We start from the raw sequence: 25,985 nt of genomic DNA on the forward strand, positions 1-25,985 counted from the left end.
GGCGCCAAACCGCAACATTTGCCGGGCTTTTGTTGCGGTTTGGCACCAATCGACGCACCCCGCGACCGGCCGCCGCCCCACCGCCCACCACCGGCCACCATGGCCCACGCCACGCACGGGTCAGCCGGGCGAGGTGAGGTAGCCCGAGACGAGCGCGGCGATCTCCTCGACCAGCTCCTCGCGGTCGGGACGCTCCGGGCGATCGAGCACCCAGCGGGTGGCGAGGTTCTCCACGGCGAGGACGACGATCCACGCCGCCACCGCGGGTGAGGGGCGTCGGCTGGCGTCGGGGCGGGCGGCGAGGTAGGCCGTGGCGAGCTCCCGCACGCGCCGCTCGAGGGCGGCGCGGCGCTGCCGACTGCGACGGGCGGGCAGCTCCTCGGCGACCACGCGCAGCAGTGCACGGTCGGCGTCCAGGGCGTCGAGGAGGGACTCGGCGACCGCGCGCGCCATGGCGGGCCCGGAGTCGCTGATGCGGTCGGCGAGGGAGGCGGCGACACGGTCGCTGACGTCGTCCCAGTAGCGCTCGACCACGACGTCGAGCAGCGCCGTCTTGTCGGGGAAGTACTGGTAGAGCGAGCCGGGGCTGATGCCGGCCGTCTGGGCGACGCGGTTGGTGCTGAAGCGGTCGTAGCCGTCGGCGACCAGCGTGCGCCGGCCGGCTTCGACGATCCGCTCCACCATCGCGCGCGAGCGCGCCTGGCGTGGTTCCTTGCGCACCGGCCCACCTCCTGGGCTCCGTCGACCCGGCCTGGATCGCGACTTGAAAGCGAGCGATCGCTCGCATCAGCATCGTGGCATGACCAGCGCCCCGTCCGCCAGCACCTCCGCCAGCACCTCCGCCAGCACCGCCGCCAGCACCGCCGCTGCAGCCCACCCCGGCGGCGCCAGCACTCCCGCCGGACCTCCCGCCCGCTTCGCCTCCGGGATCGACCGCAACCGCCGCATCGGGCGCACGCTGCGCCTCGTGGCGCGCATCGAGCACGAGGACGACGCCCTGCTCGCCCGCATCGCGCAGGCGATGCGCGAGCGCGACGAGCCCGGGGCGCGGCTGGCGAAGGCGATGCGATCGCGAGCAGGAGAGCCGGGACGCGTCAGCATGGGGCAGGTCCGCCGAGCGCTGCGCGAGGGTGTGGCGAGCGTCCCCGACGCGCCGCCCGCGCTCGTGGAGCTGCTGGCCCCGCTCGAGCAGGATCCCCCCTGGCTCGACCGGGACCTGCTCGAACGGGGCGGCCGGTTCATGCGGGCCCTCGGCTCCAACGCGCAGGACGTCCTCCTCCAGCTCTCGCTCGTGGGCGGCTACCGCTTCGCGGGGCCCACCGACCTGCTCGTCGCCACCGGCGGGCTCACCGGAGCCACCACGCGGCGTCGGCTCGCCGAGACCCAGCACTGGGGTGCCGTCATCGGCCGGGCCGGTGCGCTGCTGCCGCCCGCGCCGGGCCGACCGGCGGGGGAGGGCTGGCGCCTCACCACCCACGTGCGGGTGATGCACGCGCTCGTGAACCACGCCTTCGAGTCCGAGCCCTCACGCTGGGACGTCGAGCGGTGGGGCCTGCCGATCAATCAGGCCGACCAGGCCTCGACCCTCGGCCTCTTCGACGGAGTGCTGCTGCTCGGTGCCCGCGGTCTCGGCGTGCCGGTGAGCCGTGCGGACGCGCGCGCGGTGATGCACCTGTGGCGCTACGTGGGCTGGCTGCTCGGCGTGGACGACGACTTCCTCGTCGACTCCGAGCGCGAGCGGCACCGCATCAACTACCACCTGCTGCTCGCGCAGGCGCCGCTCAGCGAGGCCGGGCGGCAGCTGGCCCAGGCGGTCGTGGCGATGCAGGCCGAGCGCCGTCGTCCACGGCTGCCGGCGGTGCTGCAGCCGCTGTGGACCCGGTTCGAGCGCGAGCGCCTGCTCTCGATGCTCACCGTCTTCCTCGGGCCGCGCAGCATGCGCGAGCTCGGACTCGGCGTGCGGCCGCCGTGGGCCCACGCCTACCTGGTGCCGCTCAACACGCTGCGCTACCGGGTGCTCGACCGGCTCCCCGGCGGTCGGGCGCGACGCATCGCGTGGGGCGAGGCACGCGCCGACCACCTGCTCGCCACCTACTTCGCGGGCGAGCAGCAGGACGTCGGAGGTCTCGCGGTCTGAGTAGGTGACTCGCGGGCGCCGGCTCAGCCCTCCGCCGAGCGCCGCCACACGATCGAGCGCTCACCGGGCCGGAGGTCGGCGGCCGGCTCCGGCTCGGGGTCCTGCTCCATCGCCCAGCGCGGCACGAGGAACAGGCCCGTGGCCTCGACGGCGACGGTGCGGGCGGCTCCGGGGGCGGCCGCAGGGTCGTGCGGCCCGATCGTCGCCTCGACGGTGACCTTGCGACCGTCCTCGCGGACGATGCGGGCCTCGAGGCGCACCGGCCCCAGCGGCAGCGGACTGCGGTAGCGCAGCGTGAGGGTGCCGGTCATGGTGAGGCGGCGGAAGCCGCTCGCCGTCTCGCCCATGATCTGGTCCAGCAGCAGGGCCGACACCCCGCCGTGCACCATGCCGGGCGGCCCCTCGTAGGCGGCTCCGAGCACCACCTCCGCGTAGGACGGCGCGCCCGGGTCGCTGCCCGCGTCGGGGTGCACGATGGTCAGCGGCGGCGCGACGGCGTTGCGTCGTCCGACGACCGCGTTGCCCCACCCCCAGGATCGCCCCTCGCTGTTGTAGCGGACGCCCGCGGGCCCCGGCAGCTGGCTGGCGCGCAGGCGCGCGACGAGGGTGGCGACCTCGGCCTCGACGGCGCGCACCTCGTCGTCGTCCACGGTGGTGCGGATGCAGGCGTCGACGAGCTCGCGCACCTGCTCGGTGAGCGCCGCCGTCACCGCCTCGCGCCGATCGACCTCGACCGTGGGGGTGGGGTCCTCGGCGAAGTTGATGGGCACCTGGGGCGGCTGGCTCATGCGCCCAACCTGCCACGCGCGCGGAGCGTGTGTGCGCGCGACCTAGGGTCGGCGACATGAGCGAGCACAGCACCGACCCGGGCGCCGAACGCGGCGGCGACCCGTCGTCCACCCTTGGCGAGGGCGACGGCACGGCGGTCCAGACTCTGCGCGTCGACCGCACGCTGGTGATCGGACTCGATCGTCCCGCCAAGCGCAACGCCATCAACCCGGCCGTCACCCGCGGCCTCGACGCCGCCCTCAACCTGCTCGAGGACGACGACGACCTCTGGTGTGCCGTCCTCGCCGGCGGCCCCACGGTGTTCTGCGCCGGTGCCGACCTCGTCGAGGGGGTGGGCGAGCCGACCCCGCGCGGCGGTATCGCCGGGATCATCGAGCGCCGGCGCACCAAGCCGCTCATCGCCGCCGTGGAGGGCGCCGCGCTCGGTGGCGGGCTCGAGCTGCTGCTCGCCTGCGACCTCGTCGTCGCCTCGCGCGAGGCCACCTTCGGGTTCCCGGAGGTCCGACGCGGTCTGCTGGCCGACTTCGGCGGTGTCTTCCGCGCGCCGCGGGTGCTGCCCGCCAACGTCGCCCGCGAGCTGCTGCTCACCGGCGAGACGATGGACGCCGACCGTGCCGAGCGGCTCGGCTTCGTCAACCGCCTGGTCGAACCCGGCCTCGCGCTCGACGTCGCGCTGGGGCTCGCCGCCACCATCTGCGGCAACGCGCCCGTCGCCGTCCGCGAGACGCTGGCGCTCGCCAACCGCGAGATCAACGGCGCAGCGGAGGCCGACGACTTCGACCGCAGTCACGAGGCTCTCGGCCGGCTCCTGCACACCGAGGACCTGGCCGAGGGCGTCGCCGCCTTCCGCGAGCGTCGCTCGCCGCAGTGGCGGGGACGGTGAGCGTTCTGCGGCGCGGGGCGCCCGTCGTCCTCGGGGCTGCTGGTCGGCTGAATCTCGTGCTGGTCGGCTGAAGTTTCAGCCGAGAAGGTGGTGATTCGCCGGTCAACCGGTGAATCCCGACCCGCCGCGCCCTCAGCCGCCGAGCGCCTCACCGAGCCAGCCACCCATCTCGCCGACGACGGCGGTGGCCTCGCTCATCAGCCCGGCGTAGAGGTGGGTGACGTGCCAGTGGCCCTCGAGGCGGCGGTAGCGGACGTCGGCGGGGGTCGCGCGGGCGGCGCGGGCGGCGTCGACGAAGCGCTCGATGTCGGCGAGCAGGATCTCGTCGCTCGCGCCGTGGACGAACAGCGGCGGCAGGGCGGCGAGGGCGGCGGTGTCGGCGAGGAGCGGGGAGACCTCGGGCAGGTCGAGGAGCGTGGTGTCGCCGCCGGTGTAGTCGCTGGCGCAGCGGGTGAGCCAGGCGCGGGTCAGCAGCGGGTCGTCGAGCTCGAGGAGGCCGGTGAGGCGAAGGTCGACCCACGGCGAGATGAGTCCGAGCGCGGCCGGCTGCGGCAGGCCCGCCTGCTGCAGCCGCAGCGCCAGGGCGAGCGACAGGCCGCCGCCGGCGGAGTCGCCGGCCACCACGATGCTGCCCGCGGGGGTGCCCGCGTCGAGCAGGCTGCGGTAGGCGGCCAGCGCGTCGTCCACCGCTGCGGGGTAGGGGTGCTCGGGGGCGAGGCGGTAGTCGAGCAGGTGCGCGGTGGCGCCGGCGGCGTGGGCGAGGTGGGCGACGGCGGCGCGGTGGGTCTGCGGCGAGCCCACCGTGTAGCCGCCGCCGTGCAGGTACAGCAGCACGCGCGTGCGTGAGCTGGCCGGCGTCGTCACGACCTCGCCGGGCACGCCGCCGAGTCGCTCGGCACGGTGCAGCGTGCCCTTGGGCAGCACGGCGAGCGCGGTGAGGGTGTCGATGGCGCGGCGCTGGGCGGGCGGCTTCAGCCGGGTGCCCAGCACCGGTCGCACCACCGAGCGGACGACGGGGCGCAGGACCGAACGCGACAGGCTCATGTCAGGCATCCAACCAGGCGCGGCGAAGCGCCGGGCGGTGCGTTCAGCCCCGAGCGCGACGCAGGGCCGCGTAGGCGGAGCGGTCGAGCGTCGGCCCGATGTCGCGGTGCGTCAGCCAGGCCATCGCGCGCATGGGCAGCACCCGGGCGCCGAGCCAGGTGCGCCCGGCGGAGTGGCCGTGCACGATGCGGCTGCGACCGGCCAGCACGCCGTCCAGCACGACCTCGGCGATCTCGTCGGCGCTGGTGCTGAGGTACTTCGCCGCGAACGCCTGGCTGTTCTCCTTGCGCGCAATCGCGGTGGCGATGCCGCCGGGGTGCACCAGGTGGACGCCGATGCGCGTGTCGACCAATTCAGCGGCGAGCGCCTCGGTGAAGCCGCGCACGGCGAACTTGCTGGCGCAGTAGTCGCTGTGGCTGGGCGTGCCGACGAGGCCGAAGATGCTCGAGACGTTGACGATCGCCCCGCTGCCGCGCTCGAGCAGGTGGGGGAGGAAGGCGCGGGTGCCGTGCAGCACGCCGCTGAAGTTGACCGCCATCACGCGCTCGTAGTCGGCGTCGCCGAGCGCCCAGGTGGGCTGCACGCCGCCCTCGATGCCGGCGGTGTTGATGACGACGTCGGCGCCGCCGAGCTGCTCGCGCACGGTCGCGGCGAAGGCGTAGGACGCCGCACGGTCGGCGACGTCGTAGGCCTCGGTGAGCACGCGGGTGCCGGCGGGCAGCTGGTCCACGGTCTCGGCGAGGGCCGCGGGGTCGTAGTCGTTGAGGGCCAGCACCGCTCCTCGTGCTGCGAGCGCTCGGGCGTAGGCGCGGCCCATGCCCGAGCCCGCGCCCGTGACGACGACGACGCGGTCGCGGTAGGAGTCGATCCCCCCGCGCCGGCGCAGGGCCCGGATTCCCGGGACGGCGCTCATGCCGCGATCCGGTGGTGCTCGGGGCGGAAGCGTCGCGCGAGGGCGCGGAAGGTGAAGGAGAAGCCCGGGAACATCGCGATCACGTGGCCCGACTTCGACTGGTACCAGGAGTGGCACCCGCCGCGCTTCCACACGGTGCGATCCATCTCGCGGTGGATCATCGAGGTGTAGTCGTCCTCGGCCTCGGCGGTGACCTCGATCGAGCGGGCGCCGGCGTCGCGCACCGCGGCGATCGCGCGGGTGATGTACTCCATCTGCGACTCGATCACGAAGATCGCGCTGGTGTGCCCGATGCCGGTGTTGGGGCCCGTGACGATGAACAGGTTCGGGAAGTCGGGCACGGCCGTGCCGAGGTAGGCGCGGGGGTAGGTCTCCCACACGTCGGCGAGGCGTCGTCCACCGCGACCGACGACGGGGTAGGAGATGACGCCGTCGGTGGCGTCGTAGCCGGTCGACCAGATGATCAGGTCGAGGTCCAGGTGCTCGCCGGAGGCGGTGACGATGCCGGTGGCGTCGAGGTGGTCGATGCCGTCGTGCTTGTCGTGCAGCGTGGCGTTCTCGGCGGCCAGCGCCGGGTAGAGCGTGTTCGACAAGATGATCCGCTTGCAGCCGATCGTGTAGTCGGGCGTCACCTTCGCGCGCAGCTCGGGGTCGGCGATCTGCCGCTCGATGTGCGCCAGTGCCGAGCGCTGCGCCACGCGCTTGAGCATCCGCTCGGAGTACTTGAAGCCGATCATGCGGGTCTCGAGCGACCAGTAGGTCCAGGTCCGCACCGCCCGGTGCACCGCCCGGACGCCGAGCAGTCGCCGCTGCAGGGGCGTGAAGGTGCGATCGGGGCGCGGCATCACCCAGTGCGGGGTGCGCTGGAAGACGTGCAGCTCGCCGACCTCGGGCTGGATCGCCGGGATCACCTGCGCCGCGCTGGCGCCCGAGCCCACGATCGCGACCTTCTTGCCGGCCAGGTCGAAGGAGTGGTCCCAGTTGTTGGTGTGGAAGGTCGCGCCCTCGAACTCCTCGATGCCGGGGAAGGGCGGCACCACGGGTGTCGACAGGGGGCCGGAGGCGTTGATGAGGAACTGGGCGCGGAAGGTGCCGGCGGCCTCGGTCGTGATCAGCCAGGCGTCGTCGTCCCAGCGCACCTCGGTGACGTTCGCGCCCGTGACCGTGCGCTCGCGCAGCCCGTGCTTGGCGATGACGTGCTCGGTGTACTCCTCGAGCTCGCTCTGCTCGGCGAACATCTGCGACCACGCGTAGGGCTCCGAGGAGATCGAGTACAGCGGCGACTGCACGTCGACCGCGGCGCCCGGGTAGGAGTTCTGGCACCAGGTGCCGCCCATGAAGTCGCGACGCTCGAGCAGCACGACGTCGTCGATGCCGCGCTTGCGCAGCGCGATCGCGGCGCACTGGCCGCCGAAGCCGCTGCCGATGACGACGGCGGTGTGGGTGCGGACGTCGGTGGTCGTCACCGGAGCCTCCAAGAAGTGATGATCGGTCTCATCAGACTAAGTGATGAGAATCGATTCCGCATGCTGACGTGACGGCCTTCACGTGCCGACCGGTCGGCGGCCGTCGTCGGGTCGCAGGTGCGCGATCAGGTGCGCGCGAGGATGGCGGCCGTGCCGGTGAGGTGGTCGACGAGCACCCCGACGATCGTCTCCTGCGGTTCGCTGAAGCCGCCGACCACCCAGCGCAGCACCACCTGGTTGACGCCGCCGACGCCGGTCAGCGCGACGAGGCGGTGGCGCAGGTCGGCGTCCTCGAGACGACGCTGCGCCGGCGGCGCCGCGACCTTCGCGTCCTCGAGCACGGGCGCCAGGGCCAGGAGCATCGCGGCGAAGCGTTCCTCGCGCTCCTGGTAGGTGGCGTCGACGCGCGGCGACACGCCGAGCACCTCCTGCCACACCACCCGCCCCAGCGCCGGGTTCTCGCGGACGACGGTGAGGAACGCGTCGAGGCCGGCGCGGGCCACGGGCACCGCACCGGGATGCTCACCCTCGCGGGCCGCCAGCACGGCCTCGGTGGCGGCGGTCTCGAGTCGGTCGCAGCACTCGTCGTAGACGGCGATGAGGAGGTCCTCGGTGGTGGGGAAGTACTCGTAGAAGTTGCGATCGGCGACGTGCGCCTCGCGGCAGATCCCACGCACGGTGGCCTGGGCGTAGCCGCGCTCACCGAAGATGTGCAGGGCCGCGTCGAGCAGCTGGCGACGGCGTCGCGCGTCGCGATCGGCCGCGCTCTCGCCCGCGTAGATCCGCCCGGTGCTCACGGCGCTATTGCAGCACGACGCCGCGCGGCGCGGTGGGCCCGCTCAACCGATCCGGTCGAGCACGGTCGGGTCGGTGAGCCTCGACCGGTCCGCGGCGTGGGTGCGGAAGTGCTCGATCACCGCCACCAGCCGGGACGGCGCCCACGCCTGGGGGAGGAGGAAGCAGGCCGACAGGCCGGGGCCGCGCCACGTGACGACCAGGGTGGGCCGCCACCCGCCGACCGCGGCCACCTCGACCACGTCGCGCCAGGCGATCGGTGCGTTGCGGGTCGGGCCGGACGGCAGGGTCAGGCCGTCGGGGTCGAGCCGGATGACGGGACGGTGGCGTGCGGTCAGCACGGTGAGGGCCGCGCCCCCGATCGCGAGGGCGGCGCCGAGCGCGCGCGCCGCGCCGTCGTCGCCGAGGACGACGATGGCCGCGCCCATGAGGAGCACGCTGACGCCTGAACCGATCGAGCTGTAGCGGTGGGCGGGGCGCAGGGGCAGCTCGATACCGCCGTCGACCGTCGTCGCCGGCAGCATCCGGACGCGGGCGCCCGGCAGGGTCGCGGAGACGGTGGCGCTGAGCCCCGTCGCGAGGAGGATCGCGCCCACGACCGCAGGAACGGCGCTGCGCGACTCGTCGGGGTCGGGTGCTGCGACCGAGCCGACCACGAGGAACAGGAGGCCGACCGCCGACACCAGTGCGCTCGAGGTCAGGAGCAGCCGCCGGCCGGGGGAGCGCAGGGCGGCGTCGGGGTCGCCGTCCGCGCCGTGCACTCGTCGTCCGCCGACCCGGGCGGGCCGTCTCGTCGCGCTCATCGCCTCAGAACCATCCCTTCACCATGTCCACCCCGCCGGAGGCGAGGTCCTTCGCGCCGTCCCACACATCCTTCACCGCATCGTCGGCGGCGTCGGTGAAGCCGTCGGGCAGGGCGTCCCAGCCCTCGCTCACCAACCAGCTCGCGCCGGCGCCCACCGCGACGCCCGCCACGATGGCGACCGTCGCGGGCACCGTGACCGGGGCCCCCGCGATGTAGGCGATGGTGCCGGCCGTGGCCGCCATCCCCACACCCGCCGCGACGAGGCCGCCGGCAGGTTCGTCGCTCTCGAGGGCCTGGTAGGAGTCGTAGGCGGTGCCGACCGGACCGAGCAGCTTGCCGCCCCGGCCGAGCCAGCGCGACTCCTCGAGCAGGTCGGAGATGCGCCCCGGAGTCTCCGGATCGAGGCCGAGTGCGCGCCGCGCCGGATTGCCCGAGCGACGTGCGGACCGGAGGTCCTCCGCCTCGTCGGCCAGGCCCTTCGCGCGTTTCTCCAGCAGGTCGGTGCCCTTCTCCAGACCGGTCGCGAGGAGGAGGTTCCCGGCGTTCTCCTGCAGATAGCCCCAGAACCGGTCGAGGAGGACGTTGGTGAACTCGGAGGTGCGAGCCACGAGGTTGGTCTGGATCCAGTCGGCGAAGGACTCGCGTTCGGTGCTCGCCCTGCTCGCCAGGTCGTCGTAGGCGGTGATCTTCGCAGCGGCCTCGGCGTGCGCCGCCATGTCGCGGTCGTACTGGGTCTGCTGCTCCTGGGTGGCGCCGGCCGGCAGCGCGGCGACGGCCGCGGCGGCCGGTGGCTCCAGCACCACGGTGCCGACGACAGTGAGCTCCGCCTGCCGCGCGGAGTCGCGGATGCCGGCGAGGGTACGCCGGTGCTCGCCCAGGCGGGTGGCGTAGGAGTCGAGGAGACCGGCGGCGCGGTCGACGTCGTCGGAGGAGTCGTCGAGATGACCCACGATCGTGGCGGTGTAGCTGCGGTAGGCCTCCCCGGCCTGACCGTCGAAGCCGCTGGCCGAGCGGGCCGCCGCGACGTCGTCGCCGCCGGATCCGAGCGCGGCGCCGAGGGAGTCGCGCAGCCAGGTGGCCGCCGATCGGACGCTCTCGGGGGATCCCTCGACCGATGTGTCGAAGCTGCTCACGGTGTCTGGCTCCTGCCGTCGGTGACAGGGGCCGGCGATCCCGGGAGGCTGCTCGGGCCGGGCAGACCCGAGAAGCCGAACGGAAAGGGCGAGGACGATCCGCCACCGGCGAGCATCTCGATCGGGCTGATCGTGAAGGTGCCGGCGACCGTGGCGTCCGTGGCGGCGTAGTCGTCGCGCGCCGCCTGCACCTGCGCGGCCGTCACGGTGTTGACGCGCGCCAGGGTGTCGCCGGCGCGCAGCACCGCGGTGAGGATCGCGTGCAGGGCCTCCCCGCCCTCGCCGGCGTCGATGTCGGGGACCGAGCCGGCGAGCTCCGTGATGCGTCTGGCCGCGCGCTCGTGCGCCGCGATGATCGTGGTGGCCGCCTCGCCGCTGAGCTCGAGCGCCCCGGCGTCAGCACCGCCACCGCCGCCGTCGGAGGCCGCCTGGTTCACCGCTTCGCCTCGGCGGTGTCGACCGGGTCGGCGCCGTCGCGTCGCATGACGGCGGGCAGCGCCACGTCGAGGTAGGCGACGTCGTAGGGCCGCAGTGCGTGCAGATCGGGGAGCCGCTCGGTGCGCCACAGCACCCAGGGATGGGCGTCGCCGCAGGCGGCCACGAAGCGGTCGAGCGCGGTGTAGCCGAGGAGCGCGATGCGACCGTCGGCCAGCTCGACCAGCAGCACCTCGTCGAGAGCGCCGTCCTCGTCGAGGCGGCACGGCAGGTAGGCCACGGGCGGCTGCATCGCCCCCCGGCCGATCGCCTCGAGGCCGTCGGGTGTGCGGGTGCTCCGATCCTGGAGACCCATCCCGGCAGGCGTGGACGACGGGCGAGCGGCGGGCACAGAGAAGGTGCCGCGGTCGGACGTGGTCACGTCGGCCCAGCCTGCCCTGCACGGACGGCTCGAAACCTGGGCCGCGAGGCGTGGGACCCCCTCCTGTTTCTCTCCTTTCGCCTGTGCACGGGCGCCGGCGGCCGATACGTTCATCGACGCAGTGGACGTCTCGGAGCCCTGCACGAGCCCGCGCCATGCGGGCGACGGCCCCGGACTGCTCCCCGACGGGTCGTGCTTCCTCGACCCGCCCTCAGGAGCAGACACCATGACCCGACCCCTCGTCCCGTCCCGCCGCGCCGCGGCCCGCCCGAGGTCGCGCCGCGCAGGCGCGATCGTCGTCCTCGCGATGGTGCCGACGCTGGCGCTCTCCGCGACGCCGGCCGACGCCTCCCCGGTCGCCGCCGCGCCGGTGGCCGCCGCGAGCACTCCGCCGTCCTCGTGCACGGCGGCGATGAGCCTGGTCTCGAGCACCGTGTCGTCGCGCGCGGCCGCCGCCCGCGCCGTGAGCCAGCAGGTGCAGCGCGTCGCCGTCTTCCAGAAGGCGCTGAAGAAGGCCCGCACCCCGAAGGCGCGTCGCGAGGCCCAGCGCAAGCTCACCGCCGCGAAGGCCGCGTTGGCCAAGGCGCGCGCGACCCACCTCGCGCGCGTGGACGACGTCAACGCGGCGTCCTCGGTGAAGAGCCTGTGCGACGCGCTGGTCAGCGGCCAGTCGGCCGAGACCGTCGGGCCGATGGTCGACGACCTCCTCGAGGCGCTGGGCGCCTCCGACCTGCTGACGACCCTGGGCGTCGCCGACCTCGTCAACACCATGGCCGTGCCCGAGCTCGTCAGCCTGCTGGGCGCCGACCAGCTCACCGACCTGGTCAACTCGATGCTCTCCCTCGCGGGCAGCGCCGGTGCGAACCCGCTCGACCTGCAGGGCGTGGTGACCCTGCTCGACCCGAACCAGCTGCTCGGCCTCGGCACCGTGCTCGACGGCATCCTCGGAGGGCTCCTCGGCGGCCTGACCGGCGGTTCCGGCGGCAGTGGCGGTCTCGGCGGCCTCGGCGGCCTGGGAGGTCTGGGGGGCCTCCTCGGCGGCTGAGCGACCCATCGCCGCCTGCGCGGCGACCACCGCCCTCCTCGGCCCTCGGGTGGAGGAGGGCGGTTGGTCGTTCCAGGAACACTGGGCGGGTGAGCGGGTACCCACGGCGCAGGCGGCCGATGAGCGAGCGCTGGCGCTCGGGGTTGGCGCTGGTGCTCAGTCTGGTGCTGCTGGGCGTCGTGGTGCAGTTCGGTCCGGGCGACGAGGTCGCCGCACTGCGCAGGGCGATCGGCCTCGGCGAGGACCGACTCGCCGATCCCGCCGACGTCGAGCCCGGCGGCGTCTACGCCTACCTGCAGACCCAGCCCCGCGACGACGAGGACCCCGTCGGTTGGGATCCGTGCCGTGAGATCCGCTACGAGGTCAACACCGCCGGCGCGCCCGGCTCGAACGAGCGCGCGCTGACGATCGTGCGGGAGGCGGTCGACGAGGTGGCACGGATCAGCGGTCTCCGCTTCTCCTACGAGGGGACCACCGACCGTCGTCCACAGTGGCGGGCGCGCTTCGTGCCGGTGGGTCGCAACGAGCCCGTCCTGATCTCGTGGGCCGACGCCCGCGAGGTGCGCGAGCTGGCCGGCAACGTGGCCGGGGTGGGTGGCGCCGTCGCGGTGGACGACGGCGCGGGAGGCCGCGTGCGCTACGTGACGGGCGGGCTGACCCTCGACGTCGACGCCTGGGACGACCTGCGCCGCACCCCCAACGGCGAGGACCAGCAGCGCGCCCTCGTGCTCCACGAGCTGGGGCACGTCGTCGGGCTCGGGCACGTCGACTCCCGCGAGGAGCTGATGTACCCCGACACGACCGATCGGACGACGTTCGGCACCGGCGACCTCAACGGTCTCGTGCGGCTCGGCAGCCTGCCCTGCCGCTGACGCCCGCCCGGCCCTCGGCCTCGGCCCCCGGGCCCCGCGTCGTCGCGGCGCCAAAAACCGTATGATCGGACGGTGACCGCCACCGACGCGCGCCCCACGTCCGCCGCCACCACGTTCACCTCCCTCGACCCCGCCACCGGCGAGATCGTCGGCACGCACCCGATCCACGACGCGGCGCACGTGCGCGCCGTGGTCGAGGGCGCCCGCCACGAGGCCGGGTGGTGGCGCGAGCTCGGCCACGACGGGCGCCGCACGGCGCTGACCGCGTGGCGCAAGCTGCTCGCCGCGCGACTCGACGAGCTCGCGGCGCTGATGTCGCGCGAGACCGGCAAGCCCGTGGGTGATGCGCTGATGGAGGCCGCGCTGGCGGTCGACCACCTGGCGTGGGCGTCGTCCAACGCGGAGAAGGTGCTCAGGCGGCGTTCGGTGTCGGCCGGCCTGCTGATGGCCAACCAGGCCGCGAGCGTGGAGTACCGACCGCTCGGTGTGATCGGCGTGATCGGGCCGTGGAACTACCCGGTCTTCACCCCGATGGGCTCGATCGCCTACGCGCTCGCCGCCGGCAACGCCGTGGTGTTCAAGCCCTCGGAGTACACCCCCGGGGTCGCGGAGTGGCTGGCCTCGCGGTTCCTGGAGGCCGTCGGTCGCCCGGTGTTCCGCGTCGTCACCGGCTTCGGTGCTACCGGCGCCGCGCTGTGCGAGGCGGGTGTCGACAAGGTGGCGTTCACCGGATCGACCGCCACCGGCAAGCGGGTGATGGCCGCCTGCGCGCAGACGCTCACCCCCGTAGTCATCGAGGCCGGTGGCAAGGACGCCCTGCTCGTCGACGCCGACGCCGACCTCGACGAGGCCGCGGACGCCGCCCTCTGGGGCGCCTGCGCCAACGCCGGCCAGACCTGCGCCGGCGTCGAGCGGATCTACGTGCACGAGCGCGTGTACGACGACTTCCTCGCCCGCCTCGTCGCCCAGGCCCGCGAGCTCGAGGCCCGCCCGGGCGGCCAGATCGGCCCCATCACCATGCCCTCGCAGGTCGACGTCATCCGCCGCCACGTGGACGACGCACTCGCCCGCGGCGGGCGCGCGATCGTCGGCGGCCCGGTGCCCGAGGGTGCGCGCTTCGTGCAGCCCACGGTGCTCGTCGACGTGCCCGAGGACTCGCTCGCCGTGCAGGACGAGACCTTCGGCCCCACCGTCACCGTCACGAAGGTGCGCGACATGGACGAGGCGGTGGAGAAGGCCAACGGCACCCGCTACGCCCTCGGGTCGACGGTGTTCTCCAAGGCCAACGGCCCCGCCATCGCGGAGCGGCTGCGCGCCGGCATGACGGCCATCAACGGCGTGATCTCCTTCGCCGGCATCCCGACGCTGCCCTTCGGCGGCATCGGCGACTCCGGCTTCGGTCGCATCCACGGCCCCGACGGCCTGCGCGAGTTCAGCTACCCGCACGCCATCGCCCGCCAGCGCTTCAAGGCCCCGATCGCGCTGACCACCTTCCGCCGCTCCGCCAAGCAGGAGGAGCAGCTGCTCAAGGTCGTGCGCGGGCTCTACGGGCGCGGAGCCAAGTAGCGTCCGCTCCTACGATGGGGCGCGTGCTCGCGTCGTCCACCGCCCTGGAGGTGCTCGACTGCGCCTACTTCGCAGCGGGCGAGTGCCGCTCCTGCTCGTGGCTCGGCGACCCCTACGGTGCGCAGCTGGCGCGCAAGGACGACGACGCTCGCGCCCGCCTCGGGCTCGACGTCGACGACCCCCGCTGGCTCGCGCCGGTGCCCAGCGCGCCGGCGGGGTTCCGCACCAAGGCGAAGATGGTCGCCGCCGGCACGGTCGAGCACCCGACCCTCGGCATCCTCGACGAGACGGGCGGGGGAGTGGACCTCCGCGGCTGCGCCCTGCACGTCGCGCCGATCGCCGATGCGCTGCCGGTGCTCGCCGAGCTCGTGCGGCGCGCCGGGCTGACGCCCTACGACGTGGCCAGCCCGCTCCCGGTCGCCCAGCGCGGCGAGCTCAAGCACGTGCTCGTCACCTCCTCGCCCGACGGCGAGCTGCTCGTGCGGCTCGTGCTGCGCTCCACCGCGCTGCAGGCGCGCGTGGTCAAGCACCTTCCGTGGCTGCGCGAGGCGCTGCCCGCGCTGCGGGTGCTCACCATCAACGTGCAACCCGAGCACCGCGCCGTCCTCGAGGGCGAGCGCGAGATCGTGCTGACCGAGGGCGACTCCCTCCCGATGCGTCTGGGCGACATCACGCTGCACCTCGGCCCGCGCAGCTTCTTCCAGACCAACACCGAGGTCGCCCGCGCCCTCTACGCCGAGGCCCGCTCGTGGACGACGGACCTGGCCCCCGCGCGCGTGCTCGACCTCTACTGCGGGGTCGGCGGCTTCGCCCTCCACCTCGCCGCGCCCGGTCGCAGCGTCGTGGGCGTCGAGGTCAGCGAGGACGCCGTCGGCTTCGCCCGCCGCGCGGCCACGGACGCCTCACTCCCCGGCGAGCTGCGCTTCGTCGCCGGCGACGCCACCGCCCCCGAGCACGCCGACCTCGTCGACGAAGCCGACCTGGTCGTCGTCAACCCGCCCCGGCGGGGCCTCGGGGACGTGCTGGCGCAGCGGCTCGAGGCGAGCGGCGTCCCCCACGTCCTCTACTCCAGCTGCAACCCCGTCACCCTCGCCCGCGACCTGGGGACGATGGGCTCCTACGAGATCGTGCGCGCCCGCCTGCTCGACATGTTTCCGCAGACCCCGCACGCCGAGGTGCTGGTGCAGCTGCGTCGCGTCGGCTGAGGCTCACCCCGCGAACCGTGGACGACGCAGCGCAGCGATCGTGCCCACCGGCGACCGCACCGCTCGGTAGCGCCAGGCGAGACGGGCCGAGTCGAGCGGGTGCCGGTAGAGCCAGCGAGGGTCGACCAGGAACCGGGCCGCGGTCTCGACGCCCAGGAGAGTGCGTGGGTCGTCCGACCGGGCGTCGCCGATTCCCTGCAGCGCGCGGAGCTGCTCGACCACCTCGTGGAGCGGTCGGTCGCGGGCGTGCGCGAGGAGGTCGCGCCAGGCATCGTGGCGCGCTGCCATGGAGGCCTCGGCCTCTACCGAGTGGTGCTGCCGTTCGCGCACTTCGGCGAGGAGCGGCTCCGGCCACCTCTCGACGAGGTCGCCGGCCGCCTCGAGAAGGGGATCGAGGTCCTCGAGGAAGCCGATCACCACGGCGTTCCCACCGTCGAGCGGTCCTCCGTCCTCCGTGCCCCGAGCCAGCGCGGTCAGGATCCGCTCCGCGCGCTCCACGTCGCCGCCGCGGTAGGCCTCGATCACGACAGCGCGGGCGCGACCGCACACGTCGAACGCCGAGGCCTCACCCCACTGCTGCTCGGACGCCGCGATGGTCTCGGCCAGGTCCGGCACCGTGCGCAGGTGGTCGAGGAAGGCGTCGGCGGTGGTGCGGGGCCGCGGCTCGGCGGGCAGGCGGTGCTGGTCGCCGTTCCAGTAGGTGGCTCGCCAGTAGTAGAGGGCCGCCGGGTTCACCGGGTGCCGGTCGCTCTCGAGGTGCGGGTGCTGCCAGTCGCGCTCGGGATCGAAGGGTCGGAAGCCGTCGTCCAGGGGGAAGCGCTCGGGATCGGCGTGCCCGTGCGTGCGCCGCGCCCGGCCCCCTCGCCGGGCGAACCGCTGCTGGGCCTCGACCAGGCTGATGCCGTTGGCGCCGTCGGCCCGCATCGGGTAGCGCAGCTGACCGCCGTCGTCCTCCCAGCCGCAGACCACGCACCAGTCGTAGTCGCCGGGGCCCTCGCTGAGGGTGACGCGCCCGCAGCAGGGGCAGGGCCAGCTCGGTGCCGGTCGACCGTTCACGTCGCCTTGCTGATCAGCGCAGCGAGTAGGTGGCGAGCGAGACGCCCACGTAGTGCGCCACGAAGGCGGCGACGGTGAAGCCGTGGAAGATCTCGTGGAACCCGAACGTGCGGGGCGAGGGGTTAGGCCACTTGAAGCCGTAGACGAGGCCGCCCATCGTGTAGAGCGCACCGCCGACGACGATGAGCACGAAGATCGCCACGCCGATGCCGAGGCCGAGGGCCAGGGCGCCGTCGAAGAAGGCCGGGATGAAGAAGACCGCGGCCCAGCCGAGCGCGATGTAGATGGGCGCGGAGAGCCAGCGCGGAGCGGTGGGCCAGAAGAGCTTGAACCCGATGCCGAGCAGCGCGCCGGACCACACCACCGACATCATGATCACGCGCGCGGGGCCCTCGAGCAGGATCAGCGCGAAGGGCGTGTAGGAGCCGGCGATGAACAAGAAGATGTTGGAGTGGTCGAAGCGGTTGAGGATCTGCCACACCTTCGGCGACCACGTGCCGCGGTGGTAGACGGCGGAGGTCCCGAAGAGCAGGAGCGCCGAGAGGGCGTAGAGGGCGGAGCCGATCTTGGTGGTCGCGGTGGGCGACAGGCAGATCAGGACGATGCCCGCGGCGAGCACGAGCGGGGTCGAGGCCAGGTGGATCCAGCCGCGCAGCTTGGGCTTGATCTCGGCGACGACGTCGCTGATCTGTTCCCCGAGGTCGTCCAGCTTGCCGCGCACACTGTCGTTGGCGTCGTGGAGGGCCTGGTTCATGGGTACGAGCCTAGTGCCGCAACCTGTGAGTCTCCCGAGATCGCGTGAGCTCGTCCGGACTGTTCGTCTAGTCCGGACGAGCCCCTCGCGTGTCGTTCGACAGGCGGTCACCCGAGATCGGTGCCGCGCCTGCCCCTCAGTGGGTGTGCGGCGGCACCTCGGCACCCTCGGAGGGCTGCACGATCACGAAGCCCTGGCCCTGGAAGGCCACCTGGAAGGCCTCGCCCGAGCCGCGCCCGATGAGTGCACCGGCCGACATGGTGGATCGGATCGAGGTCTGCAGCGAGGTCGACCACGCCACGAGCGCATTGGCGTCGGCGAAGGTCGGCGCCTCCGCCGGGTTGAGGACGACGGGGTCGCCGTCGGTCGTGATCGCCACCCAACCCGTGCCGCGCAGCGTGGTGTTGAACAGGCCGCCGGCCGCGATGCTACCGCCCTTGACCCGCTCGACGTTCCACTCCAGCGAGGCCGAGAACGCCAGCACGTTCTTGCCGTTGACCGAGAGCCCGGCGTTGGTGAGCTGCAGGATGTGCACCTCGCGAGCCGAGTCCGCGAGGAAGACGTCGCCCTGGCCCTCGACGCGCATGAGCGAGAGACCCTCGCCGGTGAAGGCCTTCTTGAGGAACTTCGCGGCGCCGCCGCCCTGGTAGGCGAAGTTCACCGCTCCCTGGTAGGCCACCATCGACCCCTGCTGGGCCATGAAGGGCTCGGTGATGCGCACCCGCAGCAGCCGCTTGTTCTGCAGCACCGCACCCTGGCCCGTCACCTCGCTGAAGCGGCCGTCGATGAGCTCGCCGCTGATCCCGCCGAACGCGTCGGCCGGCACCTGCTGTCCGCCGGTGGAGGCGTAGGTGGGCTGACCGGTGGGCTGGCCGGACGGCTGTGCGGACGGCTGGGCAGCGGGCTGGGCGGCTGGCTCGGGCGCAGGCCCGTCGATCGGGGAGACCGACGTGGTGCCGCCGTCGGCGACGTGCTCGGTCCAGCGCGTGCCGTCGTAGTAGCGCAGCTCGTGGCGGCCGGTCGGGTCGGGGTGCCAAGCGGCTTCGGTCATGGGGGCCTCTCCTCGGTGGCGGGGGAACCTGCTGCGGGCGCTGCGGCGAGCGATCGCGCACGCCCTCGTGACGCCCATCGTGTCAGGGCGCCGGTGGGCGCTCGTCCGTGTCGGGTGCACGCCGAGCAGGCACGCGGTGACCTACGATCAGCGTCGTGGCGGACTGGAAGCGAGGCGCGCGGCGGGTGCTCTACCCGGCGTACGAGGCGCGCATGCTGCGCCGGATGCCCGACAACCTGCCCAAGCACGTGGGCGTGATGCTCGACGGCAACCGCCGCTGGGCGCGTGCGGTCGGTCGCGACACCGCGCACGGGCACCGGGCCGGAGCGGCGAACATCGAACCGCTGCTGCGCTGGTGCGACGAGGTCGGCATCGAGGTGGTCACGCTGTGGCTGCTCTCCACCGACAACCTGAACCGGCCGGCGTCCGAGCTCGAACCGCTGCTCGAGATCATCGCCGACGCGGTCGACTCCCTGGCCGACCAGCGCCGCTGGCGACTCCACCCGGTGGGCGCCCTCGACCTGCTGCCCGAGGCCACGGCGAAGCGGCTCAAGGCAGCGGCGGAGGCCACCGCGGAGGTCGAGGGCAGCATCGTCAACGTCGCCGTCGCCTACGGCGGCAGGCGCGAGATCGCGGACGCCGTCCGCTCGCTGCTCGCCGAGCACGCCGAGCGCGGCACCTCGATGGAGGAGCTGGCCCGCCAGGTCGACATCGGCCACATCGAGGAGCACCTCTACACCAAGGGCCAGCCCGACCCCGACCTCGTCATCCGCACCTCCGGCGAGCAGCGTCTCGGCGGGTTCCTGCTGTGGCAGAGCGCGAAGTCGGAGTTCTACTTCTGCGAGGCCTACTGGCCCGACTTCCGCCGCGTCGACTTCCTGCGCGCGATCCGTGCCTACGCGCTGCGCGAGCGGCGCCACGGCGCCTGAGGCGCTTCCGGCCTCCACGACCCGCGCCGGGTCGGTCGCGCTGCTGCCCCCGACGCCGCCCGCGCGCCCTGTCGGCTGTGTCACAGGTCTAGGCTCGACCGCGTGAGCACCCCGCCCGCGGCTGCCGCCAAGCCGGCCAAGCCCCTGACCGAGCTGACCGTGACGAGTCGCGAGCAGCTGACGCCCGGCATGGTGCGCCTGCGGTTCAGCGGTGATCTCGCCTCGTTCGCCACGAACACCTTCACCGACCGCTACGTGAAGCTCGTCTTCGGCGATCCCGCCGAGCTCGAGCGGGGTGGGCGGCCCACGCTGCGCACCTACACCGCCCTCGACGCGGACGTCGAGGCCGGCACGCTCGCGATCGACTTCGTCGTCCACGGCGCCGAGGGCATCGCCGGGCCGTGGGCCGCGGCAGCGCAGCCGGGCGACACCATCGTCGTGCGCGGGCCCGGCGGGGCCTACACACCCGACCCCGAGGCCGACTGGCACCTCCTCGCCGGAGACGAGGCCGCGATCCCGGCCATCCGGCAGGCGCTCGCCCACCTGGTCGAGCACGCGCCGCACGCGCGGGGGCGCGTCGTCCTCGAGGTGGAGGGGCCCGATCACGAGCAGCCGCTGCCCACGCCCGAGCACGTCGAGGTCACGTGGCTGCACCGCAGCGACGCCGCCACCCCCGGCCTCGCGGACGCCGTGCGCGCGCTGCCGTGGCCCGAGGGCCGCGTGCAGGCGTTCGTGCACGGCGAGGGCGAGGCGGTGATGCGTGGCGTACGGCCCTACCTGCTCGCCGAGCGCCGGGTGCCGCGTGAGGACGTGTCGATCTCCGCGTACTGGAAGAAGGGGCGCACCGAAGAGGCGTTCCGCGAGTGGAAGGCCGCGATCGCGGCCGAGGAGGGCGCATGAGCACCACGGCAGCACGACCGACGACGGGTCGCTTCACCCCCACGAAGCTCTTCAGGGCCGTGGCGATCACCGAGGCGATCACCTGGACCCTGCTGCTCATCGGCATGTTCTTGAAGTACGTCACCGAGACCACCGAGCTCGGTGTGCGCGTGTTCGGCATGCTGCACGGCATCGCGTTCGTCGCCTACTGCGTGGTCACCGTGGTGGTCGCGGTCGATCGCCGCTGGAGTGCCGGGCGCGCGATGCTCGCCCTCTTCTGCGCGATCCCGCCGCTGGCCACGGTCCCGTTCGAGCGGCGCGCGGTGAAGCAGGGCTGGCTCGGCGACTCGTGGCGCCTGCCCGAGGGCGCCGGCACGAGTGCGCCGGACCGCACGATCGCGTGGCTGCTGCGCAACCCGGTGCGCGGCGCCGCGGTGGGCGCCGCCGTCGTCGCGGGCCTGACCCTGATCGCCCTGATCGTCGGGCCGCCGTTCCAGAAGTAGCCGTCGTCGGCACCGGCCGGGGCGGAATCGGTGGAACCGGTGGAACCGGTCGGGACGCTGCGTCGTCCGAGGGTGCGTGACGCGCACCCACCCGCACCTGCCGGCCCGCCGCGACCTGCTCCGTGTCGCCCTCGCCTCCGCCTTGGCCGGCGGCAGCGGTGGGCTGCTGGCCGGGTGCAGCGACGACCGCCCGCCGCCGCCCGCGGGTAGCGGGGCCGGTAGAGGTGCCGGTGCCGCTGCGGGAGCTTCGGGCCTGCGCCAGGTGGCCGCCTCCACCTCGCGGACGACGGGCGACCCCACCGCCGTGCCGTCGGTCGTCGCCGGTCTCCAGACCTTCGCGGCCCGGCTGCACCGTCAGGTGGTGCAGGAGGCCGGCGGCGCCAACGTCGTGACCTCGCCGAGCTCGGTGCTGGTGGCGCTCGGCATGACCATGGCGGGTGCAGGCGGCAGCACCCGCGACGAGCTGGCCGAGGTGCTCGGTGTGGGCGACCTGGGCCAGCGCTGGCACCGCGGCCTCAACGCGCTGCGCCGCGACCTCGCCGCGCTGCCCGGCGAGGTGCGGCGCGACGACGGCTCCCGGGCGCGGCTGGTGCTCACGAGCGCCGACCAGCTGTTCGGCCAGCGTGGCGTGGCCTGGGGCCGGGACTTCCTCGACCTGCTCGCCGCCCAGTACGGCGCCGGCATGGTCGAGCTTGACATCGCCGCCGACCCCGAGGCCGCCCGCACCCTCATCAACCGCTGGGTCGAGCAGCACACCGACGACCGCATCGTCGACCTGCTCCCCGACGGCGCACTGGACGTCGACTCCCGGCTGGTGCTGGTCGACGCACTGCGCCTCGTGGCGCCGTGGCGCCTGCCGTTCGAGCCGAGCCTGACCCGGCCGGGCCTGTTCCGCCGCGACGACGGGAGCGTCGTCCAGGCGCCGATGATGCACCGCCCCGACCTGCGCGTGCGGCTCAGGGACGACGCCCGCTTCCGCTCCGTCACGGTGCCCTACGCCGGCCGCCCTCCGGGTGTCGCCGGAGCGGGCGACGGACTGGCGATGACGATCGTGCTCCCCGGCCCGGCGCCCTCCTTCGACCTGCGAAGCGGACCCCGCGTCGACCTCGCCTCGATCGAACGACTGGTGGAGGAGCGGGGTCTGGGAGCGGTGCTCCCGCTCGGGTCTCCGGAGGTCGCGGTCGACCTCATCCTCCCCTCGTGGACGACGCGCACCAGCGTCTCGCTGAAGCGCACCCTGAAGGCGCTCGGCGTGCGCGCCGCGTTCACCCCCGCGGCCGACCTCTCGCCCATGACCGACGGCCCGGGCGAGCGGCTGCGCGTCAGCGACGTGCTGCACCAGGCCCACCTCGCCGTCGACGAGCAGGGCACCGAGGCCGCCGCCGCCACGGCCGTGGTGGTCGAAGGCCTCTCCGCGCAGCTGGTCACCGACACCGTCGTGGTCGACCGGCCGTTCCTCTACGTCGTCCACGACACCGCGAGCGGGGTGCCGCTCTTCCTCGGCCGCGTGAGCGACCCCACGCTCTGACGCGGGCGCCGACGAGCGGGCCAGGCGCTGTCGGCGCCGCTGGGTACCCTGGCGAGGTACCCCCGGTCGCGACGAGACCGGGGGCTCTCGCGCTGTTCCCGCACTCGTATCCGTACCGAAAGTGACCTCCGTCGTGCCCCTCGCCGGCCTCGCTGATGCCGTCCTCGCCGACCCGCCCCTCGCCCGCGCACTCGCCGCCGCCACCGATCCGGCAGCCGCGCGCGCAGGCGAGCTCACCGGCCCCGAGGCCCTGCGCCCGTTCCTCGCCGCCGGGCTCGCCCGCCAGAGCGGCACGGTGCTCGTGGTCACCGCCACGACCCGCGAGGCCGAGCAGCTGGTGGCCGAGCTCGGCGACCTGCTCGAGCCCGCGGGCGTGGCCTACTACCCGAGCTGGGAGACGCTGCCGCACGAGCGGCTCAGCCCCCGCAGCGACACGGTCGGCCGCCGACTCGCGGTGCTGCGCCGCCTCGTGCACCCCGGCGACGACGCCAGCACCGGCCCGATCCAGGTGCTCGTGGCGCCGGTGCGCTCGATCCTCCAGCCGCAGGTCAAGGGCCTCGGCGAGCTGGTGCCCGTCGAGCTCACCGTGGGCGCCACCGCCGAGATCGACGCCGTCGTCACCGGCCTCGTCGACGCCGCCTACTCGCGCGTCGCCCTGGTGTCGAAGCGCGGCGAGTTCGCCGTGCGCGGCGGCATCGTCGACGTCTTCCCGCCCACCGAGGAGCACCCGCTCCGCGTGGAGTTCTTCGGCGACGAGGTCGACGAGATCCGCTCCTTCGCCGTGGCCGACCAGCGCACCATCGCCCCCGTCGAGCGCCTGTGGGCGCCGCCGTGCCGCGAGCTGCTGCTCACGCCCGCGGTGCGCGAGCGCGCCGCCGAGCTCGGCCGCACCCACCCCCAGCTGCTCGAGATCACCGACAAGCTCAGCCAGGGCATCGCCGTGGAGGGCATGGAGGCGCTCATCCCCGCGCTCGTCGACGAGCTCGAGCTGCTCGTCGACCTGCTGCCCCGCGACGCCCGCATCCTCGTGCTCGACCCCGAGCGCGCCCGCGCCCGCGCCCACGACCTCGTGGCCACCAGCGAGGAGTTCCTCGCCGCGTCGTGGGCCACCGCGGCCAGCGGCGGCCAGGCGCCCATCGACCTCCAGGCCGCCTCCTACCAGTCGCTCGGCGACGTGCGCGAGCACGCGCTCGGCCTCGGCCAGTCGTGGTGGACCTTCAGCCCGTTCGGCCTCGACCTCGCCTCAGCCGAGGCCCAGGCCGATGCCGAGGCCGAGGCGCCGGGCACCGGCGAGGACGACGCCCCCGCCGCCCGCCCCGCGCCCGCCTACCGCGGCGACGTCGAGCGGGCGCTCGCCGACATCAAGGGCTGGCACGGCGAGGGCTACCGGGTGGTCGTCGTCCACGCGGGGCAGGGGCCGGCCTCGCGCATGGTGCAGGCGCTCAGCGAGCGCGACGTGCCCGCTCGCCTGGTCGACTCCCTCGCGGCGGGCGACGAGATCGCCCCCGACGTCGTCACCGTCACCTGCGGCGCCCTCGGCCACGGCCTCGTGGACGACGCCGCGCGGCTCGTCGTCCTCACGGGCGAGGACGTCGTGGGGGCCAAGGCCTCCACCCGCGACAAGGGCGCGATGCCGGTGCGGCGCAAGCGCCAGATCGACCCTCTCGAGCTCACGGCCGGCGACTACGTGGTGCACGAGCAGCACGGTGTGGGCCGGTTCGTGGAGATGAAGCAGCGCGAGGTGCAGGGCGCGGTGCGCGAGTACCTCGTGCTCGAGTACGGCCCCTCCAAGCGCGGCGGCCCGCCCGACCGGCTCTACGTGCCGGCCGACGCCCTCGACCAGGTCACCCGCTACGTCGGCGGCGAGCAGCCGAGCCTCGACCGCCTCGGTGGCGGCGACTGGACCAAGCGCAAGAACCGTGCCCGCAAGGCGGTGCGCGAGATCGCCGCCGAGCTGATCAAGCTCTACGCCGCGCGCCAGGCCACGCAGGGCCACGCGTTCGGGTCCGACACCCCGTGGCAGCGCGAGCTCGAGGACGCCTTCCCGTTCCACGAGACCCCCGACCAGCTCACCACGGTCGACGAGGTCAAGGCCGACATGGAGCGCACCGTGCCGATGGACCGCCTCGTGTGCGGCGACGTCGGCTACGGCAAGACCGAGATCGCGGTGCGCGCGGCGTTCAAGGCCGTGCAGGACGGCAAGCAGGTCGCCGTCCTCGTGCCGACGACGCTGCTGGTCAACCAGCACCTGGCCACCTTCAGCGAGCGCATGAGCGGCTTCCCGGTGGTGCTCAAGGCGCTGAGCCGCTTCCAGACCGAGAAGGAGTCGAACGAGACCATCGCGGGTCTGGCCGACGGCTCGATCGACGTGGTGGTCGGCACGCACCGGCTCTTCAACGCCGACATCCGCTTCAAGGATCTCGGGCTGATCATCGTCGACGAGGAGCAGCGCTTCGGCGTGGAGCACAAGGAGGCGATGAAGCGCCTGCGCACCAGTGTCGACGTGCTCTCGATGAGCGCGACGCCGATCCCGCGCACGCTCGAGATGGCGATCACCGGCATCCGCGAGATGTCCACGATCACCACGCCGCCGGAGGAGCGCCACCCCGTGCTCACCTACGTGGGCGGCTACGAGGACCGCCAGGTGGTGGCGGCCGTGCGGCGCGAGCTGCTGCGCGACGGCCAGGTGTTCTACATCCACAACCGGGTCAGCTCGATCGAGAAGGCGGCGGCGAAGATCCGCGAGCTCGTGCCTGAGGCGCGGGTGGCCACCGCCCACGGCCAGATGGGCGAGCACGCCCTCGAGCAGGTGATGGTCGACTTCTGGGAGAAGCGCTTCGACGTGCTCGTGTGCACCACCATCGTGGAGTCCGGCATCGACGTCTCCAACGCCAACACCATGATCATCGAGCGCGCCGACACCCTGGGCCTGAGCCAGCTGCACCAGCTGCGCGGTCGCGTCGGCCGTTCGCGCGAGCGCGCCTACGCCTACTTCCTCTATCCCACCGAGAAGCCGCTCACCGAGACCGCGCACGAGCGGCTGGCCACGCTGGCCCAGCACTCCGACCTCGGCGGCGGCATGGCGATCGCGATGAAGGACCTCGAGATCCGCGGTGCGGGCAACCTGCTCGGCGGCGAGCAGTCGGGTCACATCGCCGACGTCGGCTTCGACCTCTACGTGCGCCTGGTCGGTGAGGCCGTGCGCGACTTCCGCGACGACGGCGGCGCGCCCGAGCAGCTGGAGGAGGTGCGCATCGAGCTGCCGGTCGACGCCCACCTGCCGCACGACTACATCCCCAGCGAGCGGCTGCGCCTCGAGATGTACCGCCGCCTCGCCGAGGTGCGCTCCGATGCGGACGTCGACGAGATCATCGCCGAGATGGTCGACCGCTACGGCGAGCCGCCCGAGCAGGTCACCGCCCTGCTGCTGGTCGCGCGCTTCCGTGCCCGGGTGCGGGCCTCCGGTGTGCGCGAGGTGACCACGGTGGGCAAGAACGTGCGCTTCCACCCGGTGGTGCTGCCCGACTCGCGCGTCGTGCGGCTCAACCGGCTCTACCCGAAGTCGATCATCAAGCACCAGCTCGAGTCGGTGCTCGTGCCGCGCCCCGGCATCCCCGGGCGCACGGGCACGCCGATCGAGGGCGTGGCGGTGCTCGAGTGGGCACGGCAGGTGCTCGACTCGGTGATCGACCCGAAGGAGTGAGCGCGCGTCGTCCGGTCGGTGGCGACGGGTCGGGCGGGGTGGGCGGCACGGCGGCGTCGGGGGCTGCTTGAAT

At 73.7% G+C, this 25,985-nt stretch carries 24 protein-coding genes; 11 read left to right on the top strand and 13 right to left on the bottom strand.

Annotated elements, in window-relative coordinates; genetic code table 11:
• Positions 1 to 120: 120 nt before the first annotated feature.
• Positions 121 to 720 (bottom strand): TetR/AcrR family transcriptional regulator, encoded by a 600-nt coding sequence (locus ACERUN_RS08210; protein ID WP_370289402.1) that lies wholly within the window; start codon positions 718 to 720, stop codon positions 121 to 123.
• Positions 721 to 799: 79 nt separating this feature from the next.
• Between ACERUN_RS08210 and ACERUN_RS08215 the strand changes: the two genes are divergently transcribed.
• Positions 800 to 2,137: an oxygenase MpaB family protein gene (locus ACERUN_RS08215; protein ID WP_370289403.1), complete on the top strand. Its 1,338-nt coding sequence runs from the start codon at positions 800 to 802 to the stop codon at positions 2,135 to 2,137.
• 23 nt (positions 2,138 to 2,160) lie between these two features.
• On the opposite strand, the gene ACERUN_RS08220 is transcribed toward ACERUN_RS08215, so the two are convergent.
• Complete coding sequence (locus tag ACERUN_RS08220) at positions 2,161 to 2,925, bottom strand: PaaI family thioesterase (protein WP_370289404.1); 765 nt, start codon at positions 2,923 to 2,925, stop codon at positions 2,161 to 2,163.
• Positions 2,926 to 2,981: 56 nt separating this feature from the next.
• Between ACERUN_RS08220 and ACERUN_RS08225 the strand changes: the two genes are divergently transcribed.
• On the top strand, positions 2,982 to 3,809 hold the full coding sequence (locus ACERUN_RS08225) for an enoyl-CoA hydratase-related protein (RefSeq protein ID WP_370289405.1): 828 nt from the start codon (positions 2,982 to 2,984) through the stop codon (positions 3,807 to 3,809).
• 132 nt (positions 3,810 to 3,941) lie between these two features.
• Here ACERUN_RS08225 and ACERUN_RS08230 read toward each other — a convergent pair whose 3' ends face one another.
• The 8 genes from ACERUN_RS08230 to ACERUN_RS08265 form a co-directional block, all read right to left on the bottom strand.
• On the bottom strand, positions 3,942 to 4,853 hold the full coding sequence (locus tag ACERUN_RS08230) for an alpha/beta hydrolase fold domain-containing protein (protein WP_370289406.1): 912 nt from the start codon (positions 4,851 to 4,853) through the stop codon (positions 3,942 to 3,944).
• A gap of 43 nt (positions 4,854 to 4,896) precedes the next feature.
• On the bottom strand, positions 4,897 to 5,766 hold the full coding sequence (locus tag ACERUN_RS08235; RefSeq protein WP_370289407.1) for an SDR family NAD(P)-dependent oxidoreductase: 870 nt from the start codon (positions 5,764 to 5,766) through the stop codon (positions 4,897 to 4,899).
• The gene (locus ACERUN_RS08240) at positions 5,763 to 7,232 is read right to left on the bottom strand and encodes a flavin-containing monooxygenase (protein ID WP_370289408.1); all 1,470 of its coding nucleotides are present in this window, start codon (positions 7,230 to 7,232) and stop codon (positions 5,763 to 5,765) included. The genes ACERUN_RS08235 and ACERUN_RS08240 overlap by 4 nt, the downstream gene beginning before the upstream one ends.
• Positions 7,233 to 7,357: 125 nt before the next feature.
• Positions 7,358 to 8,029: a TetR/AcrR family transcriptional regulator gene (locus tag ACERUN_RS08245; RefSeq protein ID WP_370289409.1), complete on the bottom strand. Its 672-nt coding sequence runs from the start codon at positions 8,027 to 8,029 to the stop codon at positions 7,358 to 7,360.
• 42 nt (positions 8,030 to 8,071) lie between these two features.
• Positions 8,072 to 8,830 carry a hypothetical protein gene (locus tag ACERUN_RS08250; protein ID WP_370289410.1) on the bottom strand — a complete coding sequence of 253 codons (759 nt, stop codon included), beginning with the start codon at positions 8,828 to 8,830 and terminating at the stop codon, positions 8,072 to 8,074.
• A 4-nt stretch (positions 8,831 to 8,834) separates the two neighbouring features.
• The gene (locus ACERUN_RS08255) at positions 8,835 to 9,965 is read right to left on the bottom strand and encodes a hypothetical protein (protein ID WP_370289411.1); all 1,131 of its coding nucleotides are present in this window, start codon (positions 9,963 to 9,965) and stop codon (positions 8,835 to 8,837) included.
• Positions 9,962 to 10,402, bottom strand: coding sequence for a hypothetical protein (locus tag ACERUN_RS08260; protein WP_370289412.1), 441 nt, complete (start codon positions 10,400 to 10,402; stop codon positions 9,962 to 9,964). The genes ACERUN_RS08255 and ACERUN_RS08260 overlap by 4 nt, the downstream gene beginning before the upstream one ends.
• Positions 10,399 to 10,821 carry an SAV_915 family protein gene (locus tag ACERUN_RS08265; RefSeq protein WP_370289413.1) on the bottom strand — a complete coding sequence of 141 codons (423 nt, stop codon included), beginning with the start codon at positions 10,819 to 10,821 and terminating at the stop codon, positions 10,399 to 10,401. The genes ACERUN_RS08260 and ACERUN_RS08265 overlap by 4 nt, the downstream gene beginning before the upstream one ends.
• 226 nt (positions 10,822 to 11,047) lie before the next feature.
• Between ACERUN_RS08265 and ACERUN_RS08270 the strand changes: the two genes are divergently transcribed.
• From ACERUN_RS08270 to ACERUN_RS08285, 4 genes are all read left to right on the top strand, one after another.
• Positions 11,048 to 11,866 carry a hypothetical protein gene (locus ACERUN_RS08270; RefSeq protein WP_370289414.1) on the top strand — a complete coding sequence of 273 codons (819 nt, stop codon included), beginning with the start codon at positions 11,048 to 11,050 and terminating at the stop codon, positions 11,864 to 11,866.
• 119 nt (positions 11,867 to 11,985) lie between these two features.
• Complete coding sequence (locus ACERUN_RS08275; RefSeq protein WP_370289415.1) at positions 11,986 to 12,738, top strand: matrixin family metalloprotease; 753 nt, start codon at positions 11,986 to 11,988, stop codon at positions 12,736 to 12,738.
• A 72-nt stretch (positions 12,739 to 12,810) separates the two neighbouring features.
• Entirely contained in the window at positions 12,811 to 14,304 is a 1,494-nt protein-coding gene (locus tag ACERUN_RS08280; protein ID WP_370289416.1) for an aldehyde dehydrogenase family protein, read from the top strand.
• Between the two features lie 23 nt (positions 14,305 to 14,327).
• Positions 14,328 to 15,509, top strand: a complete 1,182-nt coding sequence (locus ACERUN_RS08285) for a methyltransferase domain-containing protein (RefSeq protein WP_370289417.1) — start codon at positions 14,328 to 14,330, stop codon at positions 15,507 to 15,509.
• A gap of 3 nt (positions 15,510 to 15,512) precedes the next feature.
• Here the strand turns inward: ACERUN_RS08285 and ACERUN_RS08290 are convergent, their stop codons facing one another.
• The 3 genes from ACERUN_RS08290 to ACERUN_RS08300 all read right to left on the bottom strand — a co-directional run bounded on the left by ACERUN_RS08290 (position 15,513) and on the right by ACERUN_RS08300 (position 18,370).
• Entirely contained in the window at positions 15,513 to 16,565 is a 1,053-nt protein-coding gene (locus tag ACERUN_RS08290) for a CPCC family cysteine-rich protein (RefSeq protein WP_370289418.1), read from the bottom strand.
• Positions 16,566 to 16,578: 13 nt separating this feature from the next.
• Positions 16,579 to 17,319 carry a hemolysin III family protein gene (locus tag ACERUN_RS08295; protein WP_370289419.1) on the bottom strand — a complete coding sequence of 247 codons (741 nt, stop codon included), beginning with the start codon at positions 17,317 to 17,319 and terminating at the stop codon, positions 16,579 to 16,581.
• 136 nt (positions 17,320 to 17,455) lie between these two features.
• On the bottom strand, positions 17,456 to 18,370 hold the full coding sequence (locus ACERUN_RS08300) for an AIM24 family protein (RefSeq protein ID WP_370289420.1): 915 nt from the start codon (positions 18,368 to 18,370) through the stop codon (positions 17,456 to 17,458).
• Positions 18,371 to 18,525: 155 nt separating this feature from the next.
• On the opposite strand from ACERUN_RS08300, the gene ACERUN_RS08305 reads away from it, so the two are divergent.
• The 5 genes from ACERUN_RS08305 (at position 18,526) to mfd (ending at position 25,912) form a co-directional block, all read left to right on the top strand.
• The gene (locus tag ACERUN_RS08305; RefSeq protein ID WP_370289421.1) at positions 18,526 to 19,299 is read left to right on the top strand and encodes an isoprenyl transferase; all 774 of its coding nucleotides are present in this window, start codon (positions 18,526 to 18,528) and stop codon (positions 19,297 to 19,299) included.
• A 102-nt stretch (positions 19,300 to 19,401) separates the two neighbouring features.
• Entirely contained in the window at positions 19,402 to 20,199 is a 798-nt protein-coding gene (locus ACERUN_RS08310) for a siderophore-interacting protein (RefSeq protein ID WP_370289422.1), read from the top strand.
• The gene (locus ACERUN_RS08315; protein WP_370289423.1) at positions 20,196 to 20,681 is read left to right on the top strand and encodes a DUF3817 domain-containing protein; all 486 of its coding nucleotides are present in this window, start codon (positions 20,196 to 20,198) and stop codon (positions 20,679 to 20,681) included. The genes ACERUN_RS08310 and ACERUN_RS08315 overlap by 4 nt, the downstream gene beginning before the upstream one ends.
• 76 nt (positions 20,682 to 20,757) lie before the next feature.
• On the top strand, positions 20,758 to 22,209 hold the full coding sequence (locus ACERUN_RS08320) for a serpin family protein (RefSeq protein ID WP_370289424.1): 1,452 nt from the start codon (positions 20,758 to 20,760) through the stop codon (positions 22,207 to 22,209).
• A 121-nt stretch (positions 22,210 to 22,330) separates the two neighbouring features.
• Entirely contained in the window at positions 22,331 to 25,912 is a 3,582-nt protein-coding gene (mfd, locus tag ACERUN_RS08325) for a transcription-repair coupling factor (protein WP_370289425.1), read from the top strand.
• The last annotated feature ends 73 nt before the right edge of the window (positions 25,913 to 25,985 follow it).

Origin of the sequence: Nocardioides sp. (assembly GCF_964229035.1) — a bacterium.
Lineage (GTDB): Bacteria > Actinomycetota > Actinomycetes > Propionibacteriales > Nocardioidaceae > Nocardioides.

Coding starts and splice junctions, on each gene's coding strand:
- ACERUN_RS08215 (WP_370289403.1), top strand. CDS start 800: ATGACCAGCGCCCCGTCCGCCAGCACCTCCGCCAGCACCTCCGCCAGC.
- ACERUN_RS08220 (WP_370289404.1), bottom strand. CDS start 2,925: ATGAGCCAGCCGCCCCAGGTGCCCATCAACTTCGCCGAGGACCCCACC.
- ACERUN_RS08225 (WP_370289405.1), top strand. CDS start 2,982: ATGAGCGAGCACAGCACCGACCCGGGCGCCGAACGCGGCGGCGACCCG.
- ACERUN_RS08230 (WP_370289406.1), bottom strand. CDS start 4,853: ATGAGCCTGTCGCGTTCGGTCCTGCGCCCCGTCGTCCGCTCGGTGGTG.
- ACERUN_RS08235 (WP_370289407.1), bottom strand. CDS start 5,766: ATGAGCGCCGTCCCGGGAATCCGGGCCCTGCGCCGGCGCGGGGGGATC.
- ACERUN_RS08250 (WP_370289410.1), bottom strand. CDS start 8,830: ATGAGCGCGACGAGACGGCCCGCCCGGGTCGGCGGACGACGAGTGCAC.
- ACERUN_RS08270 (WP_370289414.1), top strand. CDS start 11,048: ATGACCCGACCCCTCGTCCCGTCCCGCCGCGCCGCGGCCCGCCCGAGG.
- ACERUN_RS08275 (WP_370289415.1), top strand. CDS start 11,986: ATGAGCGAGCGCTGGCGCTCGGGGTTGGCGCTGGTGCTCAGTCTGGTG.
- ACERUN_RS08295 (WP_370289419.1), bottom strand. CDS start 17,319: ATGAACCAGGCCCTCCACGACGCCAACGACAGTGTGCGCGGCAAGCTG.
- ACERUN_RS08300 (WP_370289420.1), bottom strand. CDS start 18,370: ATGACCGAAGCCGCTTGGCACCCCGACCCGACCGGCCGCCACGAGCTG.
- ACERUN_RS08315 (WP_370289423.1), top strand. CDS start 20,196: ATGAGCACCACGGCAGCACGACCGACGACGGGTCGCTTCACCCCCACG.